20 protein-coding genes and 1 pseudogene are annotated in these 20,043 nt (G+C 44.6%); 10 read left to right on the top strand and 11 right to left on the bottom strand.

The features are described from left to right. Positions 1-150: 150 nt before the first annotated feature. A complete protein-coding gene (locus tag IQQ51_RS21110) occupies positions 151-1,413 on the top strand; it encodes a hydroxymethylglutaryl-CoA reductase (RefSeq protein ID WP_048617136.1) in 1,263 nt (420 codons plus the stop codon). A gap of 76 nt (positions 1,414-1,489) precedes the next feature. Continuing rightward, positions 1,490-2,401 (top strand): LysR family transcriptional regulator, encoded by a 912-nt coding sequence (locus IQQ51_RS21115; protein ID WP_193842049.1) that lies wholly within the window; start codon positions 1,490-1,492, stop codon positions 2,399-2,401. Between the two features lie 75 nt (positions 2,402-2,476). Here IQQ51_RS21115 and IQQ51_RS21120 read toward each other — a convergent pair whose 3' ends face one another. The 3 genes from IQQ51_RS21120 to IQQ51_RS21130 all read right to left on the bottom strand — a co-directional run bounded on the left by IQQ51_RS21120 (position 2,477) and on the right by IQQ51_RS21130 (position 5,914). Then, positions 2,477-3,391: a YjjW family glycine radical enzyme activase gene (locus IQQ51_RS21120; protein ID WP_193842050.1), complete on the bottom strand. Its 915-nt coding sequence runs from the start codon at positions 3,389-3,391 to the stop codon at positions 2,477-2,479. 43 nt (positions 3,392-3,434) lie between these two features. Then, a complete protein-coding gene (locus tag IQQ51_RS21125; protein WP_193842051.1) occupies positions 3,435-5,000 on the bottom strand; it encodes a YjjI family glycine radical enzyme in 1,566 nt (521 codons plus the stop codon). A gap of 314 nt (positions 5,001-5,314) precedes the next feature. Beyond that, on the bottom strand, positions 5,315-5,914 hold the full coding sequence (locus IQQ51_RS21130) for a class I SAM-dependent DNA methyltransferase (protein WP_193842052.1): 600 nt from the start codon (positions 5,912-5,914) through the stop codon (positions 5,315-5,317). Between the two features lie 161 nt (positions 5,915-6,075). Here IQQ51_RS21130 and IQQ51_RS21135 point away from each other — a divergent pair, with 161 nt between their 5' ends. Next, positions 6,076-6,954, top strand: coding sequence for a LysR family transcriptional regulator (locus tag IQQ51_RS21135; protein ID WP_016797108.1), 879 nt, complete (start codon positions 6,076-6,078; stop codon positions 6,952-6,954). A gap of 57 nt (positions 6,955-7,011) precedes the next feature. Here IQQ51_RS21135 and IQQ51_RS21140 read toward each other — a convergent pair whose 3' ends face one another. Continuing rightward, positions 7,012-7,362, bottom strand: coding sequence for a hypothetical protein (locus tag IQQ51_RS21140; protein WP_048616886.1), 351 nt, complete (start codon positions 7,360-7,362; stop codon positions 7,012-7,014). Positions 7,363-7,650: 288 nt separating this feature from the next. Between IQQ51_RS21140 and IQQ51_RS21145 the strand changes: the two genes are divergently transcribed. Then, positions 7,651-8,547, top strand: coding sequence for a cation diffusion facilitator family transporter (locus IQQ51_RS21145; protein WP_050633104.1), 897 nt, complete (start codon positions 7,651-7,653; stop codon positions 8,545-8,547). 39 nt (positions 8,548-8,586) lie between these two features. On the opposite strand, the gene yddG is transcribed toward IQQ51_RS21145, so the two are convergent. Both yddG and yjjG read right to left on the bottom strand, forming a co-directional pair. Further along, positions 8,587-9,516 carry an aromatic amino acid DMT transporter YddG gene (yddG, locus tag IQQ51_RS21150; RefSeq protein ID WP_048608759.1) on the bottom strand — a complete coding sequence of 310 codons (930 nt, stop codon included), beginning with the start codon at positions 9,514-9,516 and terminating at the stop codon, positions 8,587-8,589. 255 nt (positions 9,517-9,771) lie between these two features. Beyond that, entirely contained in the window at positions 9,772-10,446 is a 675-nt protein-coding gene (yjjG, locus tag IQQ51_RS21155; protein ID WP_193842053.1) for a pyrimidine 5'-nucleotidase, read from the bottom strand. Positions 10,447-10,950: 504 nt separating this feature from the next. Between yjjG and IQQ51_RS21160 the strand changes: the two genes are divergently transcribed. The 4 genes from IQQ51_RS21160 (at position 10,951) to IQQ51_RS21175 (ending at position 15,641) form a co-directional block, all read left to right on the top strand. After that, on the top strand, positions 10,951-11,103 hold the full coding sequence (locus IQQ51_RS21160) for a hypothetical protein (RefSeq protein WP_164091093.1): 153 nt from the start codon (positions 10,951-10,953) through the stop codon (positions 11,101-11,103). Positions 11,104-11,363: 260 nt separating this feature from the next. Continuing rightward, on the top strand, positions 11,364-12,512 hold the full coding sequence (yiaY, locus tag IQQ51_RS21165; RefSeq protein ID WP_193842054.1) for an L-threonine dehydrogenase: 1,149 nt from the start codon (positions 11,364-11,366) through the stop codon (positions 12,510-12,512). A 414-nt stretch (positions 12,513-12,926) separates the two neighbouring features. Continuing rightward, positions 12,927-14,369, top strand: coding sequence for a hypothetical protein (locus IQQ51_RS21170; RefSeq protein WP_193842055.1), 1,443 nt, complete (start codon positions 12,927-12,929; stop codon positions 14,367-14,369). 39 nt (positions 14,370-14,408) lie between these two features. Continuing rightward, positions 14,409-15,641 (top strand): hypothetical protein, encoded by a 1,233-nt coding sequence (locus tag IQQ51_RS21175; RefSeq protein WP_050653599.1) that lies wholly within the window; start codon positions 14,409-14,411, stop codon positions 15,639-15,641. Positions 15,642-15,713: 72 nt separating this feature from the next. Here IQQ51_RS21175 and IQQ51_RS21180 read toward each other — a convergent pair whose 3' ends face one another. The 3 genes and pseudogenes from IQQ51_RS21180 to IQQ51_RS27470 form a co-directional block, all read right to left on the bottom strand. Further along, entirely contained in the window at positions 15,714-16,025 is a 312-nt protein-coding gene (locus tag IQQ51_RS21180) for a hypothetical protein (RefSeq protein WP_048612962.1), read from the bottom strand. Beyond that, the gene (locus tag IQQ51_RS21185) at positions 16,015-16,374 is read right to left on the bottom strand and encodes a hypothetical protein (RefSeq protein ID WP_193842056.1); all 360 of its coding nucleotides are present in this window, start codon (positions 16,372-16,374) and stop codon (positions 16,015-16,017) included. The genes IQQ51_RS21180 and IQQ51_RS21185 overlap by 11 nt, the downstream gene beginning before the upstream one ends. Before the next feature lie 229 nt (positions 16,375-16,603). After that, positions 16,604-16,783: pseudogene (locus IQQ51_RS27470) on the bottom strand (hypothetical protein); the annotation flags it as partial. A 160-nt stretch (positions 16,784-16,943) separates the two neighbouring features. Between IQQ51_RS27470 and IQQ51_RS21190 the strand changes: the two are divergent. Then, entirely contained in the window at positions 16,944-17,867 is a 924-nt protein-coding gene (locus IQQ51_RS21190; protein ID WP_193842057.1) for a hypothetical protein, read from the top strand. Positions 17,868-17,982: 115 nt separating this feature from the next. Here IQQ51_RS21190 and IQQ51_RS21195 read toward each other — a convergent pair whose 3' ends face one another. Beyond that, on the bottom strand, positions 17,983-18,417 hold the full coding sequence (locus IQQ51_RS21195; RefSeq protein WP_004730224.1) for a YccF domain-containing protein: 435 nt from the start codon (positions 18,415-18,417) through the stop codon (positions 17,983-17,985). Between the two features lie 247 nt (positions 18,418-18,664). Here IQQ51_RS21195 and IQQ51_RS27815 point away from each other — a divergent pair, with 247 nt between their 5' ends. After that, positions 18,665-18,790, top strand: a complete 126-nt coding sequence (locus IQQ51_RS27815; RefSeq protein ID WP_017075772.1) for a hypothetical protein — start codon at positions 18,665-18,667, stop codon at positions 18,788-18,790. A 136-nt stretch (positions 18,791-18,926) separates the two neighbouring features. On the opposite strand, the gene IQQ51_RS21200 is transcribed toward IQQ51_RS27815, so the two are convergent. Further along, entirely contained in the window at positions 18,927-20,003 is a 1,077-nt protein-coding gene (locus IQQ51_RS21200) for a threonine aldolase family protein (protein ID WP_193842058.1), read from the bottom strand. Between the last annotated feature and the right edge of the window lie 40 nt (positions 20,004-20,043).

The raw sequence follows: 20,043 nt of genomic DNA on the forward strand, positions 1-20,043 counted from the left end.
ATACAGCCTATATTTCGCGAAACTTCGCTGCTTTTTGCTTCAACAACCACACAAACTGTAACTCATTATATCAGGCGCTTGTTTCTGGTTTATTACTCGGTAGAATCAGCGCAAACCAATTTGCTGCACAAACTTTACTTCATACTATTTATGCCAAAACTAAATCTGCATCGCCGTGACTATGTTTCTATTTTAGGAGGCGACATCTCCGCAGACGAATTAGAAAAAAAGCTTCAGCCTCATTTTGAAAAGCCAGTAAACAAACTGACACCTAGCCCCTACCTGACAGAAAAGAATCTCACTCGTCGCTGGACAGCGCTCGATAATGCAGATTCACAGCAAGAACTGCTCGACCCTCATACACAAAGCCAGATCCAAGCTTATGAGAAAAACATTGAGCACTTTATTGGCACAGTTAAAGTCCCTGTCGGTGTGTCTGGCCCACTAAGAGTCAATGGCCTATTTGCTACGGGCGATTACCTAGTACCACTCGCGACCACAGAAGCTGCGCTTGTCGCGTCTTATAACCGTGGTTCTAAGCTAATTACGGCTTGTGGTGGTGCCAGTGCTATGTTGCTCAATGAGGGTGTAACACGTACTCCTGGCTTTGCATTCCAAGGATTAGTTGAAGCCGGACAGTTTGTGGCTTGGGCTGTGACTCAATATGACCAGTTCAAGATCTTGGCAGAATCAACAACATCGCACGGCAAGCTCACCGACATTAATATCAACATCGAAGGTAACCATGTTTACTTGGTGTTTGAATTTCTAACCGGAGACGCTTCTGGTCAGAATATGGTGACCATCGCAACCAACGCCGTATTTGAGTACATTATTGAAAATACGCCAGTTAAGCCAGACCATGCTTTCCTTGATGGCAACTTGTCAGGCGACAAAAAAGCCAATACCCAAACCTTGCGCAGCGTTCGTGGCAAAAAGGTGACGGCAGAAGTGAATATCCCTGCTGAGCTTGTCGCTAAGTACCTACACACGACACCTGAGAAGATGGTCCAGTTTGGTCAAATGACCACAGTCGGTGGCGCTTTGAGTGGTACTATCGGTATCAATGCCCATTATGCTAATGCACTGGCGGCACTTTACATCGCTTGTGGCCAAGACGCGGCCTGTGTCGCTGAGTCAGCGATTGGTATGACGCGTATGGAACTCAACAAAGAAGGCGGTTTATACGCTAGCGTGACACTGCCTAACTTAATGGTGGGGACTGTCGGCGGTGGTACCGGCTTGCCAAGTCAAAAAGCCTGTTTAGATTTACTTGGGCTGCATGGCAACGGTAAATCACAAGCACTCGCTGAAGTTTGTGCTGCATTGTGTTTGGCGGGTGAACTATCGATTGTGGGCGCATTTTGTGCAGGCCACTTTTCACGAGCGCACCATAAGCTAGCTCGTAAATAACCTTTATCCAATTTGGCTTGTTCGGTTTTGTCCGTTCATACAAAATCACAAGCCAATCTGAATGCGTGAGTCACAAATGGATTACTTACACTTATCTAGAGTGAGCCTTAAGCACCTCACTGCGCTTCATATTATGCTGAACACCCACAGCGTTACTCAAACCTCAGAACAACTCTGTGTAAGCCCTTCGAGTGTGAGCAAAACCTTGTCTCAACTGCGTGACATTCTTAATGACGAACTGTTCTATCGAGATGGTACCAAGCTTATCCCGACTCCCTTTGCTCTGAAGATAGCGCCCACGGTTCACGCGATTCTTTCAAGCATGAACGGACTGCTTCATCAGAAGAGTTTTACCCCTCAGGAGTACCAAGGCAGTTTTTCACTTTCGATGCGTGAAAGTACCTTCGAAGTATTTGCCTCTAAGATAAGTAAAATCACCACTGAACTCGCGCCAAAAGCGAAGCTCAACATCTATTCGAAACAACAGCTCGGCTTCGATGCTTTACTCAGTGGCAAGGTCAATTTGATCTTGTTGCCCCATGATATATCTCAGCCGCCGACCGATAACAAAGAGCTGGTTTGGGAAACAATTCTTCCTGACGAGATGGTTTGTTTAATGGGCGCACACCACCCTCTTGCTCAGCAAGAACTGACGGTGGAAGGCTACTTAGATTACAAGCACATTGGCATTTTAGATAACGAACTGTCTCAGCCCTACTTTGAACAAAACTTGGTTCAATGCCACCAGCCAAGAGAGATGGCAATATCGGTCGCGGACTTCGGCGCTGCGGCTGTGTTGTGTCACCACACACCTTTCCTGTTCACTTGCTCTAAACAGTGGGCTGAGCGTGCTAAGCAAGCTCAGGGCTTAGTGAGCAAGCCCTTGCCTTTTGATTACGGTAAGGTGGCGTATAGCTTGGTGTGGAATAAACCCAACATGAATGATCAAGCGATCAAATGGTTGTGTGACCTGTTTTTAGAAGCTTAATATTTTTAGAGACTTAATATCTTTAGAAACTTAACGTTCTTAGAAGCCTAATTGACTGCCTAAGAAACTTAAAGACTAGGTATAAACCTCAGGGGTTTGCATCGGTCTTTGAACTATGGTGTAGAGCTTATCGTGAAAGCTCTGCATCTGCTGTTCGGTACATTTCGGCCAATCTAACGCGTCGCCGATCACACCATGATGTTGAAACGCATTCAGTCGAATTCGAACGTCACTTGGTAGCGCCTTCAAGTAACGTCCCACTTGTTCAATTTCGTCCTCAAGGTCGCTTTTATTTGGGATATGCAACAACCGAACTTCATGCAACTTACCTCTATCAGCCAAATAGTTAATGGTTTCAAACACCCGATGGTTGCCTCTGCCTACTAACCATTGATGTGTTTCCGATTGCCATGACTTTAGGTCAATCATCGCGCCATCAAGATAAGGCAACACCTTGTCCCACCCTTGCAGTGACAGCGAACCATTACTATCAATAAAGCACGTGAGATGCGCTAACTGCGGATCACCTTTAATCGCTTGAAACAGTTCGATGATAAATGGCAACTGCATGGTCGCTTCACCGCCAGAAACGGTAATACCACTCAAAAAAAACTGATTATGTCTGACAAGCTCCAGAACCTCTGAGACCGTCATTGAGGTAATTTTCGGGCTCGACTTATGATCGCAGATATCAATGCACTGATCGCAGTTGGTGCAAGCTGCTGGGTCCCACTTCACTTTGCCATCAATAAGACTCAGAGCACTGCTCGGACAGTCACTCACACAATCTCCACAATGGTTACAGTGATTAATTGTGTGTGGGTTGTGGCAAGTAATACAGTCAAAGTTGCAGCCCTGAAGGAATAACACTAAGCGGTTTCCCGGGCCGTCAACACAAGAAAAGGTCAGCACACGGCTGACCTTCGCTTGTTTTTCTGTCTTATTATTTGTAACCCTAGCCATTTGAGTTGTTAGATCAGAAATTTTCATAATTCACATTGTTCGTATTCGAAACGCATAAGACACGTTAAAGCTATTCGTATGTCGGCGACATCTCTAAGCTCGCCACGCGCGGTTTACGCTCTAATATGCCCGTATTCTTCGCAGCTTCAGCACCTAAAAAGGTGGTATTAGTACGTGAGCCTTGTTCGTCATACTTGGCAATGTCAGACAGCTTAATCATGTAACCCGTCACGCGAACCAAATCGTTTGATGCCACGTTAGCCGTGAATTCACGGTAACCCGCTTGAATCGCACCTTTACACAAGTTGAACATCGCTTCAGGGTTAGATTTCACTGTTTCGTCGATGGTCAGAATGTCACTGATGCCCGACGTGTAGAACTTATGGTGACCAGCAGTTGCACGAACGTAAGAGACTGGATCCGGTTCGGTACCATAAGGAATACGGACACCCGGAGTCACATCTTCATCTAGGCTAATACCGCCTTGAGCATGCAGCAGAGCTTTACCTTCTAATCCATATTTCACTTCAGAGCGTTCAACGATCTCAGACAGCTTTTCAGAGATACGATGACCAAGTTGATTAGCCCGTTCATCGTGACCATAACGCCCTGCTTGCCCCTCTTTCTCCATCAAGATGTTGACTGCTTCTGCCATGCCATAAATACCAAACATTGGCGCAAAGCGATCTTCTTCAATCAAACCTTCTTTGGTTAAGAAACCTTCGAAGAAGTTAGACTCTTCATGCAAGAAGCGGCTACGAGCGTTCATCAACTCAACCATGATGCCACTGTAGTTCGGCAATACTTGTTGTAAGAAATCAGCACTGTCCTCAGACTTCAACGCCACTTGCTTAAGGTTCATACGCACCAAGGTGTTCGAACCACCCGCTAATGGCAGAGAATTATAGCAGCTCACAATACCAAAACGCTTGTCGCCGTAAGCCTCGGCATGCGCTGGATAGTTTGCAATATGTGGTTTACTGCATTCGCAGATGTTGCTCGCCGCATGACGAAGTAGATCATCAGGGGTCACGGCTGGGTCGTACATAAAGGTTAAGTTTGGCGCGATCTGCTTCAATTCAGCGTCTACACGTAGAATCGTGCGACAGACAATGTTGTCTGTCGGGCCGATATTCACATGCATAAACGCGTCTGGCAGTGTGCGATCCAACATGATCCAGAAGAGTTTAACCTTTTGGTATACCTGCTCTTCCGTTAAGTCGCCCACGAAAGGCATCAGCACATCATCCAACTGACCTAGGTAAACCGGGATTGAAGTGACAGAAGGAACATGGTGGTAAAGGATGGTAAGCATGTTCAATGCTTCTTCGAAGTTGGTTGCCGCGCTAAGCTCTAAATACTCTGAGCCTTGATGTAAGTATTTAGAATAATCTGGAAGTACATAGCGCGGCTTAAATGGGGCGTGTCCTTCAAACATGTCACACAGCACACCTTGTTGTAAGGCTTGCTCTACTTCTTTGCTTACCGGCATATATGGCAGGCTGGCTTCAGCTTCTAAGGCAAGATAGCTCGACTTCTGTTTTGGTGACAGGTTGGCATCTGAAATGATATTGCTAAAGCGTTGTTGTTGCTCTGAAAGTGGTGAAGAAGTAAATGACGCAGATCGGTGGCTCATGATTAAACCCTTAGTGTTATTATGGGCTTATTTTATATCTCACCGTCATATTTCCACTAATGAAATGCATGCAAGACTATATTTCCAAAATGGAAATAAGTAATTTGTAAATTAGGTGTGTTGAGTTTTCTATAAGCTAGATGAGAAATAGAGAAACCAGAGTTAATAGTGAAGAAATGAGAAAGCGCTAACTCGTTCTGTTTAAAACGATAACGCCAAAAAGAGAAAACCCACATAACTGACCTTAAAGTCATTAATGTGGGTTTAGTATTTTAAATGAGCATTCTGAATGCTAGCTCAAGGCATACACACGATTACAGATCAGGAAGCGCTTGTTTACGTCCAACACCCATTAATACCTTTAACTCTCCTTGTGGAGTGTCAATCGAGAACGGTGTAGAGACTTCAACTACTGCAAAACCCGCTGCACTCAATACGTTTTCTGAGCGCTGTTGGCTTACACCGTAGTCTTCACTGTCGCTTTCCAAGTACCAATCCCAGTGTACAAACGTGCCGTCGTTTTCAAGCAGCGTGTAAATCAGACTGACTGTGTCTTGTAGGTTCGGGATAAAACCACACACCGAAGAGGCTACCACTAGGTCAAACTGGTTTCTGAATGCTGGATGCAGCGCTGCAAGTCCGCGCGATAAAATATCAACTACCGGTTCAACGTTAGGCAACTCTTTCTTATCTAACTCTTCAATCATCCCTTCAGAGATATCAAGTGCGATGATCTCTTTTGCTAAAGGAGATATTTTCTGGCTGAGTAGTCCTGTACCACAACCAAAATCAAGGACACGGGTTCCGTTTAAATCAACGAGCTGTGTTAACTGGTCAAATACGGACTGTGCGAATACTGCGGTTGCGGGATCTTTATCCCAATCAACGGCGTATTCGTCCCATTGTTTCGCCATCATGGCCTCCATCTTTACTTCTTGTAGGTTCGGAACTTTCCCAGAGTAAACCAAATTAGTCAATTCGTCATAGAGTTATCATGCAAAGATGGACTATTTCTAAGATAGTCAGCACAATATTCAGATAATATGCACCGACCCCCGCTCAATATGGAAATGAAATGAACCTTTCTCAAGTCCAAGCCTTTTGTTCCGTTGCTGATTTAGGATCAGTGTCTGAAGCTGCACGCCAGTTAGAATGCAACCGAACCAAACTCAGTATGTCGATTAAAGCCTTGGAAAAAGAGTTAGATGTCGAGCTGTTCGTCCGCAGTGGAAACCACGTTGAGCTTTCGGAAGCGGGTAAAGCGATTTACAAAGATTGCGAAGGCATGTTGGTGACAGCCGCGCGTATTAAACAAACCTGCTTGCATGTTTCGGGCGAATTCAACGCGGAGATTTGGATAGCACGAGATGACTCTCTACCCGATGAAATGTGGCAGGACTTATCTCACGCCTTAAATAACAAGTACCCTTCTACCTCATTCAACTTCGTTCTCGCGTCGAGCGGTGACTTAGCTAACCTAGTTGAAACTCAGCAAGTCGACTTCGCATTTGGTGTCGATTACGAACGCGTCGATGACCCAAGAATTATCTACAACCCGCTTGGTAAGATTCGAATGATGTCTGTATGTAAGAAAGGGCATGATTTGAGTGCGATGCGACGAGTGTCTGATGAGGTACTGAGAAACTCTATGCAAGCGACCATGGTTTATCTTAATGAAAAGGATAATCCTGAGCTTGAGCCCTTCTCGCGTCGTTACATTGGCTTCTCCAGCTTCGACTTTATGTTGGATACGATTCTACGTGAAGAAGCATGGGGCGTAATGCCAGAGCCATTGATTCGCCATTTACTGCGTGAACAAGAGCTTGCAGTGATCAAACACACCTACGGCCTTACTCAAGAGGATTACTGCATGTTTACTGCGGCAGGCATGGCAGAGCACCCAGGAATGAATTGGCTGGCCGACCAGCTTAGTGATTATTTGTTTGATTTCTAGCTCGCGCTTATTGCTTATCGCCTATGGCAAAGGGCAAAATCACGAACAACACCGCTTCTAAAAAACCATCACGTGATCCACTAAGTAGCGTCCGTCTTCTTCAACCAATACCATTTCGGCGACAAACTCACCTTTGGCGATGGTGTAAGCTTGTTTCCACACAAAAGCGATGGAATCTGAACGTCTAAACAACGCAACTGGCTCACGCTCAGCAAAAAATCCATTACTGTGCTGGTAATGGTGACACACCTTTTCTAGATATTCTGGCGTAACAATGTCTTTCATTCTTTGAGTAAAGTCTCGACAGTGCTGCTCATGATCAACCTTAGTTGAACCATCCATCAGATTATCCATGATCGGGTTAGCAATCGCCCACAACTCGTTATCACTGATATCGTCAAACTTCATATTGATTCTCTCCTTGTCCATTGCAGTCTCAGTCAAATCTAGAAGACCAATAAAACCTTAGCGACTAATGTGTTTTATTAATCATAAACGATCCTATTTCAGTTGCACACCATCCCCAAAAAACACTCAACGTCAACTTTATTGACACCTTAAATTAAACTTAAGCCACTGAATTTAATGAATTTATACATTTTACTTAAATAAGACATATAAACGTCATCAGATAAAGTTTGTAAAGTTAGCTCAATATTAGAACAATGAAGTTATCAAAAACATCTGGAAAATATTATGTGTGACAGGAAAAGCCAAAACGAAAATCGAGTACTATTGTTCTCAGCCCTTTTAGCATCAGGCTTTGCAATTGGCGGATTGGTGTTGGGTCTTCTCGTTGGCTCTCTGGTCATAGTATTTGACGGGGTCTATTCTCTTATCAGCTTACTGTTAACTTTATTGTCACTAGCTGCCTCAAAATACATTAACCGCCCTTCAGATAGAGAGTTCCCGTTCGGTCGAGCTATCATCGAACCGATTGTGATCGCTATTAAAGCGGTTGTAATTCTGCTTGTGGTTGGTTATTCACTTTATTCTGCGATTGGTGCCCTAATGACGGGTGGTCGTGAAGTTGATGCTTCTATTGCAACTCTGTTTGGCATTTTCAACGTGTTGGGCTGTGGTTACGCTTGGTGGTACATCGCGAATAAGAGTAAACGTATTTCTTCAGGCCTGATTCAGGCTGAGTCTAAACAATGGCAGATGGATACGCTATTGAGTGTCGCGGTAACAGCGGGTTTCGTAGCAGCTTGGTTAATTACTTTTTCTCCGCTTGCAGAATACGCTGTGTATGCCGATCCAATGATGATGTTGCTAATGTCTTTCTACTTCATCAAAGTGCCTTTCGACATGTTACGTGAAGCCATGCGCGAACTGCTTATGATGTCGGCAAACAAAGATATTTGTGATGCGGTCGATAAGAACGTTGTCGCGGTAGACAAAGAAGCGGAGCAAGATTTGGAGCTGATGGGTGTGACTAAGGTTGGTCCAGAATTACGTATCAATGTTGATATTCATACCAACGACCAACAAGCGATTGCGGTTGATGATATTGAACGTACGCGCCGCCAACTTAAGCGACGCCTATCGAAGATGCCATATGAGCTTCAATTGAACCTCAATGTCGCGAGCTAAGTTTTCACCTAGCAAATAACGCTGGAACATAAGCGCAAATTAAGACTGAGATTGAACCTTTTTAGAAGCCGACGCCTTTGCCGTCGGCTTTTCTCTTGTTACCCACCAGCAAGCCAGTGAACCAACAGTTACCATACATACGCCCTGCCAAAACGTCATGGTCAATGACAAGCCCAAAATCACCGAGGAAAGTAGCGTCGCGAAGATTGGCGTAAAGTACGACATGGTAGCAAGAAATACCATATTGCCGCCAAGAATCGCCGTGTTCCAAAGTGCGTAGCCTGCGCCCATACAAGCGCCAGCTAGCGCCAAATCAATCGCCGCACTCGTTGTCATCACCATGCCGGTTTCATCACTCAATGCATACTTGATCCACAGAGTGATCGCTGTAGCGATAAAGAAAAGCACAATCGCATTCTGCCCTTTAGCGACACGTTGGGTGTAGTTGCAGTAAACCGCCCAAATAATCGCACCAAAAAACGCCATAGAATAGGTTTTAGGGTTGGTCGCAATGTTGGCAGCAATTTGGTCGACAGAGAGGCCTTGGTCGCCACTGATGCTCCAAGCCACACCAAAGAATGCCAAGAAGATGCTTGGATAAACCAGCCAGTTAATCTTCTTGTCGCTCAGCAGCACTGCAAATAACACCGTCAGTGCTGGCCATAGATAGTTGATTACCGCCATCTCTATCGCTTGATGTCGGCTGTTCGCCATTCCCAACGCCAAAGCCAAGAAGATCTCATAACAAACGAACAAGGCGCCGCCAATCAGCAAGTAAGACTTAGAAAAGCGTGAAAGCTTAGGTAGCCCCATAACGCAGACCAACAACAGCGAACTCACCGTATAAAGGCTGGCCGCGCCACCAATTGGACCTAGCTGTTCTGAGACACTACGAGACAGAGCAATCAAGCAGCTCCATAGTAAAATGGCGATAATACCGTAGCAGCTATAACGATGAGATTTCAGCACGCCTTTTCCTTTATCTGTTTTGATGGTCACTCTATGGTTAAACCAAGTTCAAAATAATTGGCCGAGTACATTTTCGTACTCGGCCATCAGCAATTTATTTACAAAGCATCTATCAATTTACGAAGCACCAATCAATTAACGGAGCATCTATCCACTAACGAACCGCCAATCAATTTACAAAAGTATTGGTCGATTAACGAAATCAACCGATTATGATTGTGTATTCGCTAATGGCAGTCAGTTGTTAACTATTGACTAAGCCAGTAGCAGAGCTTGCAAGTCAGCCAAAGACTTCACTTGATAGTGAGGATTGATACCCGCTGGCGTTGCCTTTTCTTGGCTATTTAACCAACAAGTTTCGATGCCAAAATCGAGTCCACCTAGAATATCGGAATGTGGGTTATCCCCGACCATCAATACTCTTTGCTTAGATGGCAATCCAACCAGCTTATGCGCATATTCAAAAATCTCGGCATCCGGTTTGGCTACCCCAACCTCTTCAGAAATGATCACGTGATCAAAGTAATCCGTCATTCCTGTGCGCTCTAAACGGATTGACTGCAGCTCTGTAAAGCCGTTAGTGATGATGCCCATGTTCACTTTGCCTTTTAAAGACTCCACCAACTCTTTTGCACCCGGTAATAAAGAACAGATGTCCGCCATCGCCGTTAAAAATGCGCTGTTCAAAGCAGCAGTCGTTGTCTCTAGTTTCTCAGCCCAGCTTTCAAAGCGCGTGTGTTTCAGTTGGTCGGCGGTAATGCGACCATCTTGGTAATCGACCCAAAGTGGTAAGTTAACCTTTTGATAAGCCGAATAATCCTGTTCGCTGAAGTCCACACCAAAACGAGAAAACATCAGCTTCATTCCCTGATAAGCATCAAAATGGAACAAGGTTTCGTCTGCATCAAAGAATATCCAATCGTACTTCATTTTATTTCCTATTATTCGCGCTGTTGAGCACTGCCTACACTGTTTTTTTCGTTGTTCTTATCGCGGCCTAAAACGGCAACGCATCACTTTACCCTCAAATTTGTGAGCCTGTATATAAATCTAATAATTTATAGAAAACAAGTCGCAAGTCATGATGTATCGCAAATTTTGCCACATATTAAACCAATACCATACTAGGGCGTGTTGACCTTTCGTGGTTAAGTTTTGTTCGAGATAAAAGCGTTTAATCGCGGCGAGGGGGAAGTAGCCTAGTCATTCTAAGCAAATTTCCCTCAACAAAGAGTAAAACGCTTTTTGCGGGGGCGCCCAGCTCGAACCCTTCGGGCAGCGTTTGCTGGTCATTTCTACTACGTTAACGGCTTCTCATGTAGGCAAGCTACACATCAAAGCCTCTGCCTTGTATAAATGCCCAGCAACTCGCTGCAAAAATCAGCTCGAAAAATCAACACGCCCTAAAAATACACTTAAGTACCGGGAGGTATTATGAAGCACTTTTTACCGTCATCTGTCATGCTCACCCCTTTTCTTGTCAAATACTATGACGAGGAGCCAGAAGACACCCTTGATTCTGAAGAGTCGCAAGATCCTCAAATTGAATGCAGTGATGACTCAGATAAAACGTCGACACCAGCCTAACCAAAACAGCTTTCAATGAAAAACCTTAATTTTCCATGTTATAGAGCATCATTCTGCTCTTGGTGGAGCCAATTTATCGCTAATCACTACTGACAAAGAACACAGCCAAAAACCATGAAAACGATTGCTATATGAGCCCTATCACAACGACTAGCCACAAAGTGGTAGTTCGGAATCAAAGTTGTTCCAGATCAATGGTCGACCACTTGAATGCCGACAACATGTAGGAAATTAAAAATCATAATTAACGGAGTTTTCCAATGTCTACTGCATTTTACATCCCTACAATCAACTTCATGGGTTCTGGCTGTCTGAAGGATGCTGCTGATAGCATTCAGTCTCAAGGCTTTAAAAAAGGTCTGATCGTTACTGATAAGATCCTTAACCAAATTGGCGTAGTTAAGCAGGTACAAGACCTTCTTAGCCAGCGTGGCGTAGACGCAGTTGTATTCGACGGCACTCAACCAAACCCAACCATCACTAACGTAAACGATGGTCTAGAATTGCTGACTGACAACGATTGTGATTTTGTTGTTTCTCTAGGTGGCGGTTCTCCACACGACTGTGCAAAAGGTATCGCTCTGGTTGCTTCTAACGGCGGCAAGATTGCAGATTATGAAGGCGTAGACCAATCTGAAAAGCCAATGATGCCATTGATCGCTATCAACACCACAGCTGGTACGGCATCTGAGATGACACGTTTCTGCATCATTACTGACGAAGCTCGTCACATTAAGATGGCTATCGTTGATAAGCACACAACACCGCTTATCTCAGTAAACGATCCTGAGTTGATGCTTGCTAAACCTGCGTCATTAACTGCTGCAACTGGTATGGATGCGTTAACGCACGCAATCGAAGCTTACGTTTCAATCGCAGCAACGCCAATTACCGACGCTGTAGCAATTAAAGCGATCGAACTTGTGCAAGCGCACCTAAGAACAGCAGTAACGCACGGCGAAGACATTGAAGCTCGCGAGCAGATGGCTTACGCACAGTTCATGGCAGGTATGGCATTCAACAACGCTTCTCTTGGTTATGTTCACGCAATGGCGCACCAACTGGGTGGTTTCTACGACCTTCCACACGGTGTATGTAACGCTATCTTGCTTCCACACGTTCAACGCTACAACGCGCAAGTTTGCCCAGAGCGTCTACGTGATGTGGCAAAAGCAATGGGTGTGAATGTTGAAGACATGACAGCAGAACAAGGCGCAGAAGCTGCGATCAACGCGATTGTTCAACTTGCAAACGACGTGAACATCCCAACGGGTATCGCTCAACTTGGTGCGAAACTAGAAGACATCCCAACTCTTTCTGACAACGCACTTAAAGATGCTTGTGGCTTCACCAACCCTAAACAAGCAACTCACGAAGAGATCTCAGCAATCTTCGAAGCAGCAATGTAACTCTCAGTAGTAGCATCCTCTTGAGGATCTTCCGTATAGAAGCGTTTTAAGAGAGCAACTTTATATTCTAGTTTTAGGGCGGGCTTACCACTGGTGAACCCGCTTTTTTATCGAGTGACATCACATTTAAAAAGTGAAATAGATCACATATCCAAACAATAGTACTCGTTATTTTCGAAGACCGTACTATCCCCCGCACAATCAACATCTTTCTTGTTGCTAAAAACACTCTGACCAATTGCCCTTATTTATCTTGGTGTTATATACCCAGCAAAACATCAGCCAAATAAATACATACCAAGCCTTAATATTCTTATAAAAAAAATGACCACTTTGCGCACCTTGCACAAGTGAAATTCGTTTCCTAGCTTTCATATGCAACAACTCTATACAACGTCAGTTTAGGATGAACTAATGAAAAAGAACCCACTCACTATTGTGCTAGGGCTAAGCGCTAGTGTGAGTCTGGTCGGGTGTTTTGACGACTCCGATACAGACTCATCTAGTGATACCAGTTCTTATAGTGTGACAGCCATTGACGGTTATCTTCGTGATGCCACTGTCTGGCTGGATCTCAATAAGAACTACGTTTTAGATAGCGGAGAGCCCACCGCCACATCGGGAGAAGGTGGTGTTGCTGAGTTAGATGTCAGCGGCATCGATAACCCCTCCCAATACCCAGTTGTGGTACAGGCGATTGCGGGACAAACCGTTGATGAAGACCAAGGCCAAGTGACAGAAAGCTATGTAATGTCCGCGCCTGCAGGAGAAACCGCTGTCACTCCACTTTCTACACTCGTACATAACGCATTAGAGCAAGACTCTAGCCTTTCCAAAGAAGATGCAACCCAACAAGTCGCGACTCAATTGGGTATCGACGCCGATGATGTTCTCGGAGATTTCTTAGAAGGTGATGGCGCACCAAAAGCCGCCTATGCCGCTGAAAAGATCGTTGAATTAGGTGCGCTGCCAGCAGATCCAGAAGAGCTGCAAAAAATTACAGAAGAAGGCTCCTCTGAAGCGGGCAAGTTCAGCATTGTGGTTGCTGGAGTCAACGAAGAAATCAAAGCCATTCTCGACACCATTGATGACGAGCAAACCCCAGACCAGATCAAGGATGACTTAGAAAATACTGCCGACATCGTCATTGCCGATGAAGACGGAGACGGAGTCAAAGATAGCGTCGATGAGTTCTTAGGTAACCCTAATGAATGGGTTGACGCCGACGAAGACGATCTAGGTGACAACTTAGAAGATCCCTACCCTAATGACAGCGATAACGACAGTTACAACAATGACGTCGACCTATTCCCTAATGACGCCACCAAAGCCGGGGATCTAGATTCTGACGACATTGATGAAATCGACGACCCATACCCCAACGACACTGACAACGATGGCTATAGCAATGACGCCGATAAGTTCCCGGATGATGACACACGTTCTGGCGATGACGACAACGATGGCTATGACAACCTCGATGATGAATTTCCAATGGATCCAACACGATCTGGCGATCTAGATGGTGACAACATCGATAACATAGATGACCAGTACCCTAACGATACCGACAATGATAGCTATGACAATGACGTCGACATGTATCCAAATGACAACACCCGCGCTGGTGATGACGACGATGATGGTTACGACAACTTAGATGATGACTATCCTAACGATGATACACGCTCGGGTGACTTAGACAATGATGGCATCGATAACCTTAATGATAACTGCATAAACACTGCGAATGCTGACCAATCCGACTCGGACAACGATGGCGTTGGCGACGCGTGTGCAACCAGCATAGTGTTAACTTGGGACAGCACCAATTGGGATGATAGTAACTGGCAGTAAACGCCTGTTCACCGAATACGGATATATAAGGAATTTAACATGAACACCACCATGAAACTTGTGTTGGCAACAGCAGTTAGCAGCGCGTTTACGTCGAGTGCATTCGCTGAGGTGCCAAATACTTTTACCGCCAATACTCCTGCTAAAGCGAGCGAGGTGAATGCAAACTTCACTGCGCTTGACCAAGATATCTCATCCTTAGGCACTGAGGTTGATGATTTAACGGATGAGGTGGAATCTATCGAGGCGAGAGTCAACAGTTTGGAAGGCTCTGGCGTTTCGTCAGATGCCTATTCGACCGTCGATATAAACTGTAATGACGACGCTGATTCTCTGAAAGATGCACTTGAAGACTCTCGCAATACCACCACCAGAACGACTTATAACGTCACAGGCTCATGTAATGCGGTATTCATTGTTCGTAATGACGTAAAAATTGTCGGTGTGAGTAGTGCCAGCATTCTTGCTGGTACCAATGAAGACGAACCAGAAGCAGTTTTCATTGATGGTCAATCCAGTGTGAGGCTCCAAGACATCACCCTTGACGGGATGCTCTTCGCCAGAAACAGTTCATCAGTACGCTTCGACGATGTAACTTTACCTACGGCGGTGATTGATGGTGATGAATATCAAACTAACGTAACAATTCGAACCTCTTATCTAAGAGTCAATTCAGGTTCGGTGAATAATCTCGCGCTACACCTTAACCGCAACGCCAGCGTTGATATTCGTAGTAGTATTACAGGTAACGCTCCTCAAGCTATCGCCGATGCAAACTCTAGCCTTGTGGTTGATAGTGGTGACGTATCCTTTACTAACCTAGAGGCTATAGGTAGTTCGTTTGTTTATGTTTCAAATCTCGTCGCAGAGAATGTTGTTGTTGAGGCTGGATCGACTCTAGAAGCCGATGAACTCACAGTGAGTAATGAACTGGAAGCATGGGGTAACTCACGAATTTCGGTTTGGGGCGATGCCACCATCACAAACGAAACTTACATCTCCCAAGCTAGCTCTTTTGTGTCAGATGGTGATGTTTCAAGTGGCGTTTTCGAATGTGAATCCAACTCGATGTTCCAGGTTCTCGGTAATCTAACCGTGACCGACACCTTTGAATGGGATGACTCCAATACCAGTGGCTTGAGCCTACAGCGTGGTTGCCACGGGCAATACGGGGTCGATGAAGAGAATGGCGGTACTTTTAATGGCTCATTAATCAAAGATAACTACTCGGCATTAGTAGACGGCCAATATATGGAGGTAATTCCGGACTAATTCGCGCTAAAGGCGTAAACGATATTCTCTATATTAAGCTGGGAAAGCAACGCTCTTCCCGGCTTAACTATTCTATTTACTCAATGTGGACAACAACTCTTCACCAAAATACGAATTACCTGTTACTTCAGTCAACCAATCATTCACCGACAGCAAAGAAACAAACACGGCAGGTTGGTGGTGTTCATAATAATCCCATTTAACGGTCTCTGGAATGTAACCATGATTAATGCCCACTAACTCCCCATGTTGGTTATACACGCCGCCTCCCGACATGCCGATACGAACTAAACCAGTAGATGCAGACATTGTGCACCCTTGCCAAGTTGCGACATTAATTTCACCAATGTAATAACCACCGTTAACCGTTGGCTCACGCGTCATTGGATAACCAATATGAGCGACAAACTCGCCACGAAATACTACCCCCAGTTTGGATGACTGTTTGCCTGGGACGTTTAATTAATGCCACATCGCATTCAGGATGATAAATCACATCCAGATCTAAATTGTCGAGCAAATGCTTATTATGTTTTGCCGTTAACACCCAATCTTCATCTAGTCTAACGGTACTTGCTTCAATGGTATGAATAAGCGGGACGCCATAAGTAATCTTCTGATTTTGTAGCATAAAACCCTCTTTATGGGGTTTTGTTGCAGAAGAGAATCCATTGCTACAGCCAACCGACGCAATACACAATAACAGCATGAGTGCATTCGATTTTGTAGACATAACACCCTCCGAGTTTTCATTTATCGAGTTTCAAGGATGCTGCACCACTAAGGCTAGCCAAAAAGATGAAAGGTAACTAAACAACCGCATGCAGTTAACAATTGCGCATAAGGGCGCTAGGTTGGAGAGTTTCACTATATTGCGAGGGTGTCTCTTTTCGTGGAGTGGGAGTGCAAATACTAATGCGGAAAGAAAAAGAGCATGCTCAGTGGTATGCTCTACCTCAAGCAATACCAACGATGGTTGGGAATGCGAGCAGTCCGAAGAACCACCAAGCTAGTCCCATAAATGCGCCACCGAACAGAAACCAAACGATGCTTCTTATTGTTTTCATTCTGTATTCTCCAAATCTTTGAATGCTGTTTATTTGATATTCCGAGTATGGCAATGCTTGCTCTAATACGTTCATTATTGTTGAGTCCGTTTTCTTTTATCTATCCAATCCCTTTCAAACCTTTATCTTCCTCGCTAATCACTAATCACTAATCACTAATCACTAAAAAGTCGCATTGTTGCAATCGCTTGGTTATAGTCAAACTATTGATATATAGAATAACAAACAGGTTCCATTGAGTCGTAGGATAGCTAGCACCTCATTATTGGCGTCACTCATTTCATACTCCGTTCAGGCAGAGGAACAAAATGAGTGTCACAGTCAGCCGTTAGAAGACGCCCCTGTCGAAAAGGCTTACCATTTCCTGAACAGTAAATTTTGCCAACCTGCACTCTGGTTCGATAGCTTCTTTGTTGATGACCGAATAACCGAAGATGCCAGAGCTGGCACATCTGTGCGTTGGTATAACGATTTTATTTATTCTGAAGGTGGGGAGCTAGACTACTCGACCAAGCTCAATGCGCGTCTGCATCTTCCTTTTGTCAGCAAACGCCTAAAATTGATCTACGAATCTGTTAGCGATGAAGAGTTCTTGGATTTTTTTCCAAATGATTCCGATGAGTTGGAAAGTGCATTAGGCCTGCGTTACGACGCCTATGCCAAGGGTTACAGTAGCTTCAATATTAAGGCAACATTGCGACCGCGCATTGAAGCTCGCTACCGTTTTACCTACCCTCTCACAACCGATGCGGTATTCAGGCTTACCCAACGTGTATATAAAGAAAAACAAGAGACTGGCGAAATCACTGACATCGATTTTGATCTTTCTTTGAGTGATGATTTCTTGGCTCGATGGTCAAGCTTTGCAGGGTACAACGACGACCTTAAAGGTTGGAACTACGGTACAGGGCTAACCTTGTATCACTATCTTGCTCAAGACCAAGCACTTCAATATAGCGCCACGATTAATGCAACGGATGAGCCTCATAATCATTACGAATACGCTCAGGTTTCGGTTACCTACCGACAAAACGTATGGAAAGAGTGGCTGTTCTACGAACTCACCCCTCGTTATCAATGGGAACGAGAACCCCATGAGAAACATACCGAAGAAGCCAACATCACCCTGCGGCTTGAAGTCCTGTTCAACAATGTCTAGCTCAACAACGCATAGTTAGTGTTTAGGACATGAGCATCGAGAGATAAGAACAGAGGCATAAAAAAGCACATCATGTGATGTGCTTTTTCAGTTCAATCAGGCTGAAAGTGTAATCTTAACCTTTGTAATTTCTTACTCGCGCCGCTTCTGCTTCACGTTTATCGACAACCGTCTTACCGATTGGCGCCAGCGAGATAACCGCTAATTTAAGGTGTTGAATCGCGAACGGGATACCAATGATGGTAATGAAACACGCCACAGCTGACATGATGTGACCAATCGCAAGCCAGATCCCCGCAAATAAGAACCAAATAACGTTACCAATCACACCTAGCGGGCTCGTGCCGATGTCCATTTCATTGGTTAGCTCGTCACGCGAAATCGCTTCCTGACCAAATGGGAAGAATGAGAAGTTACCCATAACGAAACACGCTCTACCCCATGGAATACCAACGATGGTTAGGAATGCGAGCAGTCCGAAAAACCACCACGCTAGTCCCATAAATACGCCACCGAACAGAAACCAAATGATGTTTCCTATTGTTTTCATTCTGTATTCTCCAAATCTTTGAATGCTGTTTATTTGATATGCCGAGTAAGGCAATGCTTGTTCTAATAGGTTCATTATTGTTGAACCTTTATGAACCGTTTATGAATCACTTACATTTTATGTGATTGATATACACCACGGTTCTCTAAATCTACATAGGGCTAAACCCATTTATTTGATACCATACACTTAGATTTTTAGTACCAAAAAGCTAAACAGACACGACAACTAATTTAAGGCCGAATTTATGAATAACACTGAGCAACCTAAAAAGAAAATCAAAAACTGGGTGCCAATCGTCTTCTTCGGACTTCTCAGCACGGTTCCAGTGTTCATGTTCTTAGTCGATGTGTACATCAACCAGTATATGTAACAGAGCCTGTTATCCTAGCTGCATAAATGGATACCGGACCGATTTCCTGTATCCATTTCCATTAGCTCCGTTCTTCTGCAGTCCGTTCTTCTGTAATCAACTCAACTCTTCCGCAATCAAATTAACCCTTAGTTAATCAAATCAGCTCTTCGTTAATAAAATCAAGGATGTTGATCAGCTCATGATCAGGCAGATTCAGCAAGTTATCACCTACATACCATTCAATTTTACATTGGTTTGGCAGTTCGCTGATCGCTGGGTTTCCTATCCAAACCTTGTGTTTCTTCGCTATGTTATCTCTCACGATAATGCCGTCTTCGTAACTCACAGGTAAATAGAGGTGAAGCATGTTGACCTGCGGTTGCTGCGGGTTAACCGTAAACTGAGGGTAATCTTGGAGGATTTGATAAACCTGTTTGGTGCGTTCGTATAAAGCAGGCATCTGTTCTAGTCGTTCATCAAACTGCATCGCTGCTGAAACCACATAAGGCGTTCGGTGATAAACATTACCACCTTGGCGCTTCATCCACGCCGATGCTTTCGCGACAAAGGCTTTATCGCCCAGTAACAGTGAACCACCGAGGCCGTTCAGCCCCTTATAAAGCGAAACATAGGCACTATCAAAACCCTTAGCAATTTCGCTGTATGGCATTTGGTAATACGCGCCACATTCCCACAAACGCGCACCATCCATATGAAGATGAATCGATTGTTCTTTGCAGTATTGCTTTATAGCTTCAAGCTCTTCCCACTCTGGCAATTGACCACCAATTTCGCGCATCGGCAACTCATACAGGGCGGCTGCGATCTCATCAGGCCACGCCTTTAAGTCATCAACATTCCAAGTGCGAAATACGTTGCCGACTGGAAGCACGTTGAAACGATTTTGGAGCTGATACCCTTGGCGTTCATGGCGCATGATATGACTCGACTCATGCATCGCTACTAGTGGGTTTCTTTTCTCTTGGCACGCAATTTCTAATGCTGTGGGTTGGTTCATGGTACCTGTAATAACAAACACGGCAGCTTCATAACCAAGCAGCTCTGCGACCTTGTTTTCAAAGCTCTCGATAAATTCGCCATCACCGTAGCTATCATGGCTCACATTGTGTGTTTCACACCATTCAGCCATCTGAGCGAATGTTTGTGCTGGTGTCGGTTCTAGATGACCGGAAAGCAACAGATCACATTGTTGACGCAACTCCATGCTCATAGTTTTTTCCTTTATTCATTATCGTTCTATGTAGGGTTAT

It is taken from the genome of Vibrio sp. OPT18, from assembly GCF_015163615.1.
In the GTDB taxonomy this organism is placed as follows: domain Bacteria; phylum Pseudomonadota; class Gammaproteobacteria; order Enterobacterales; family Vibrionaceae; genus Vibrio; species Vibrio coralliirubri.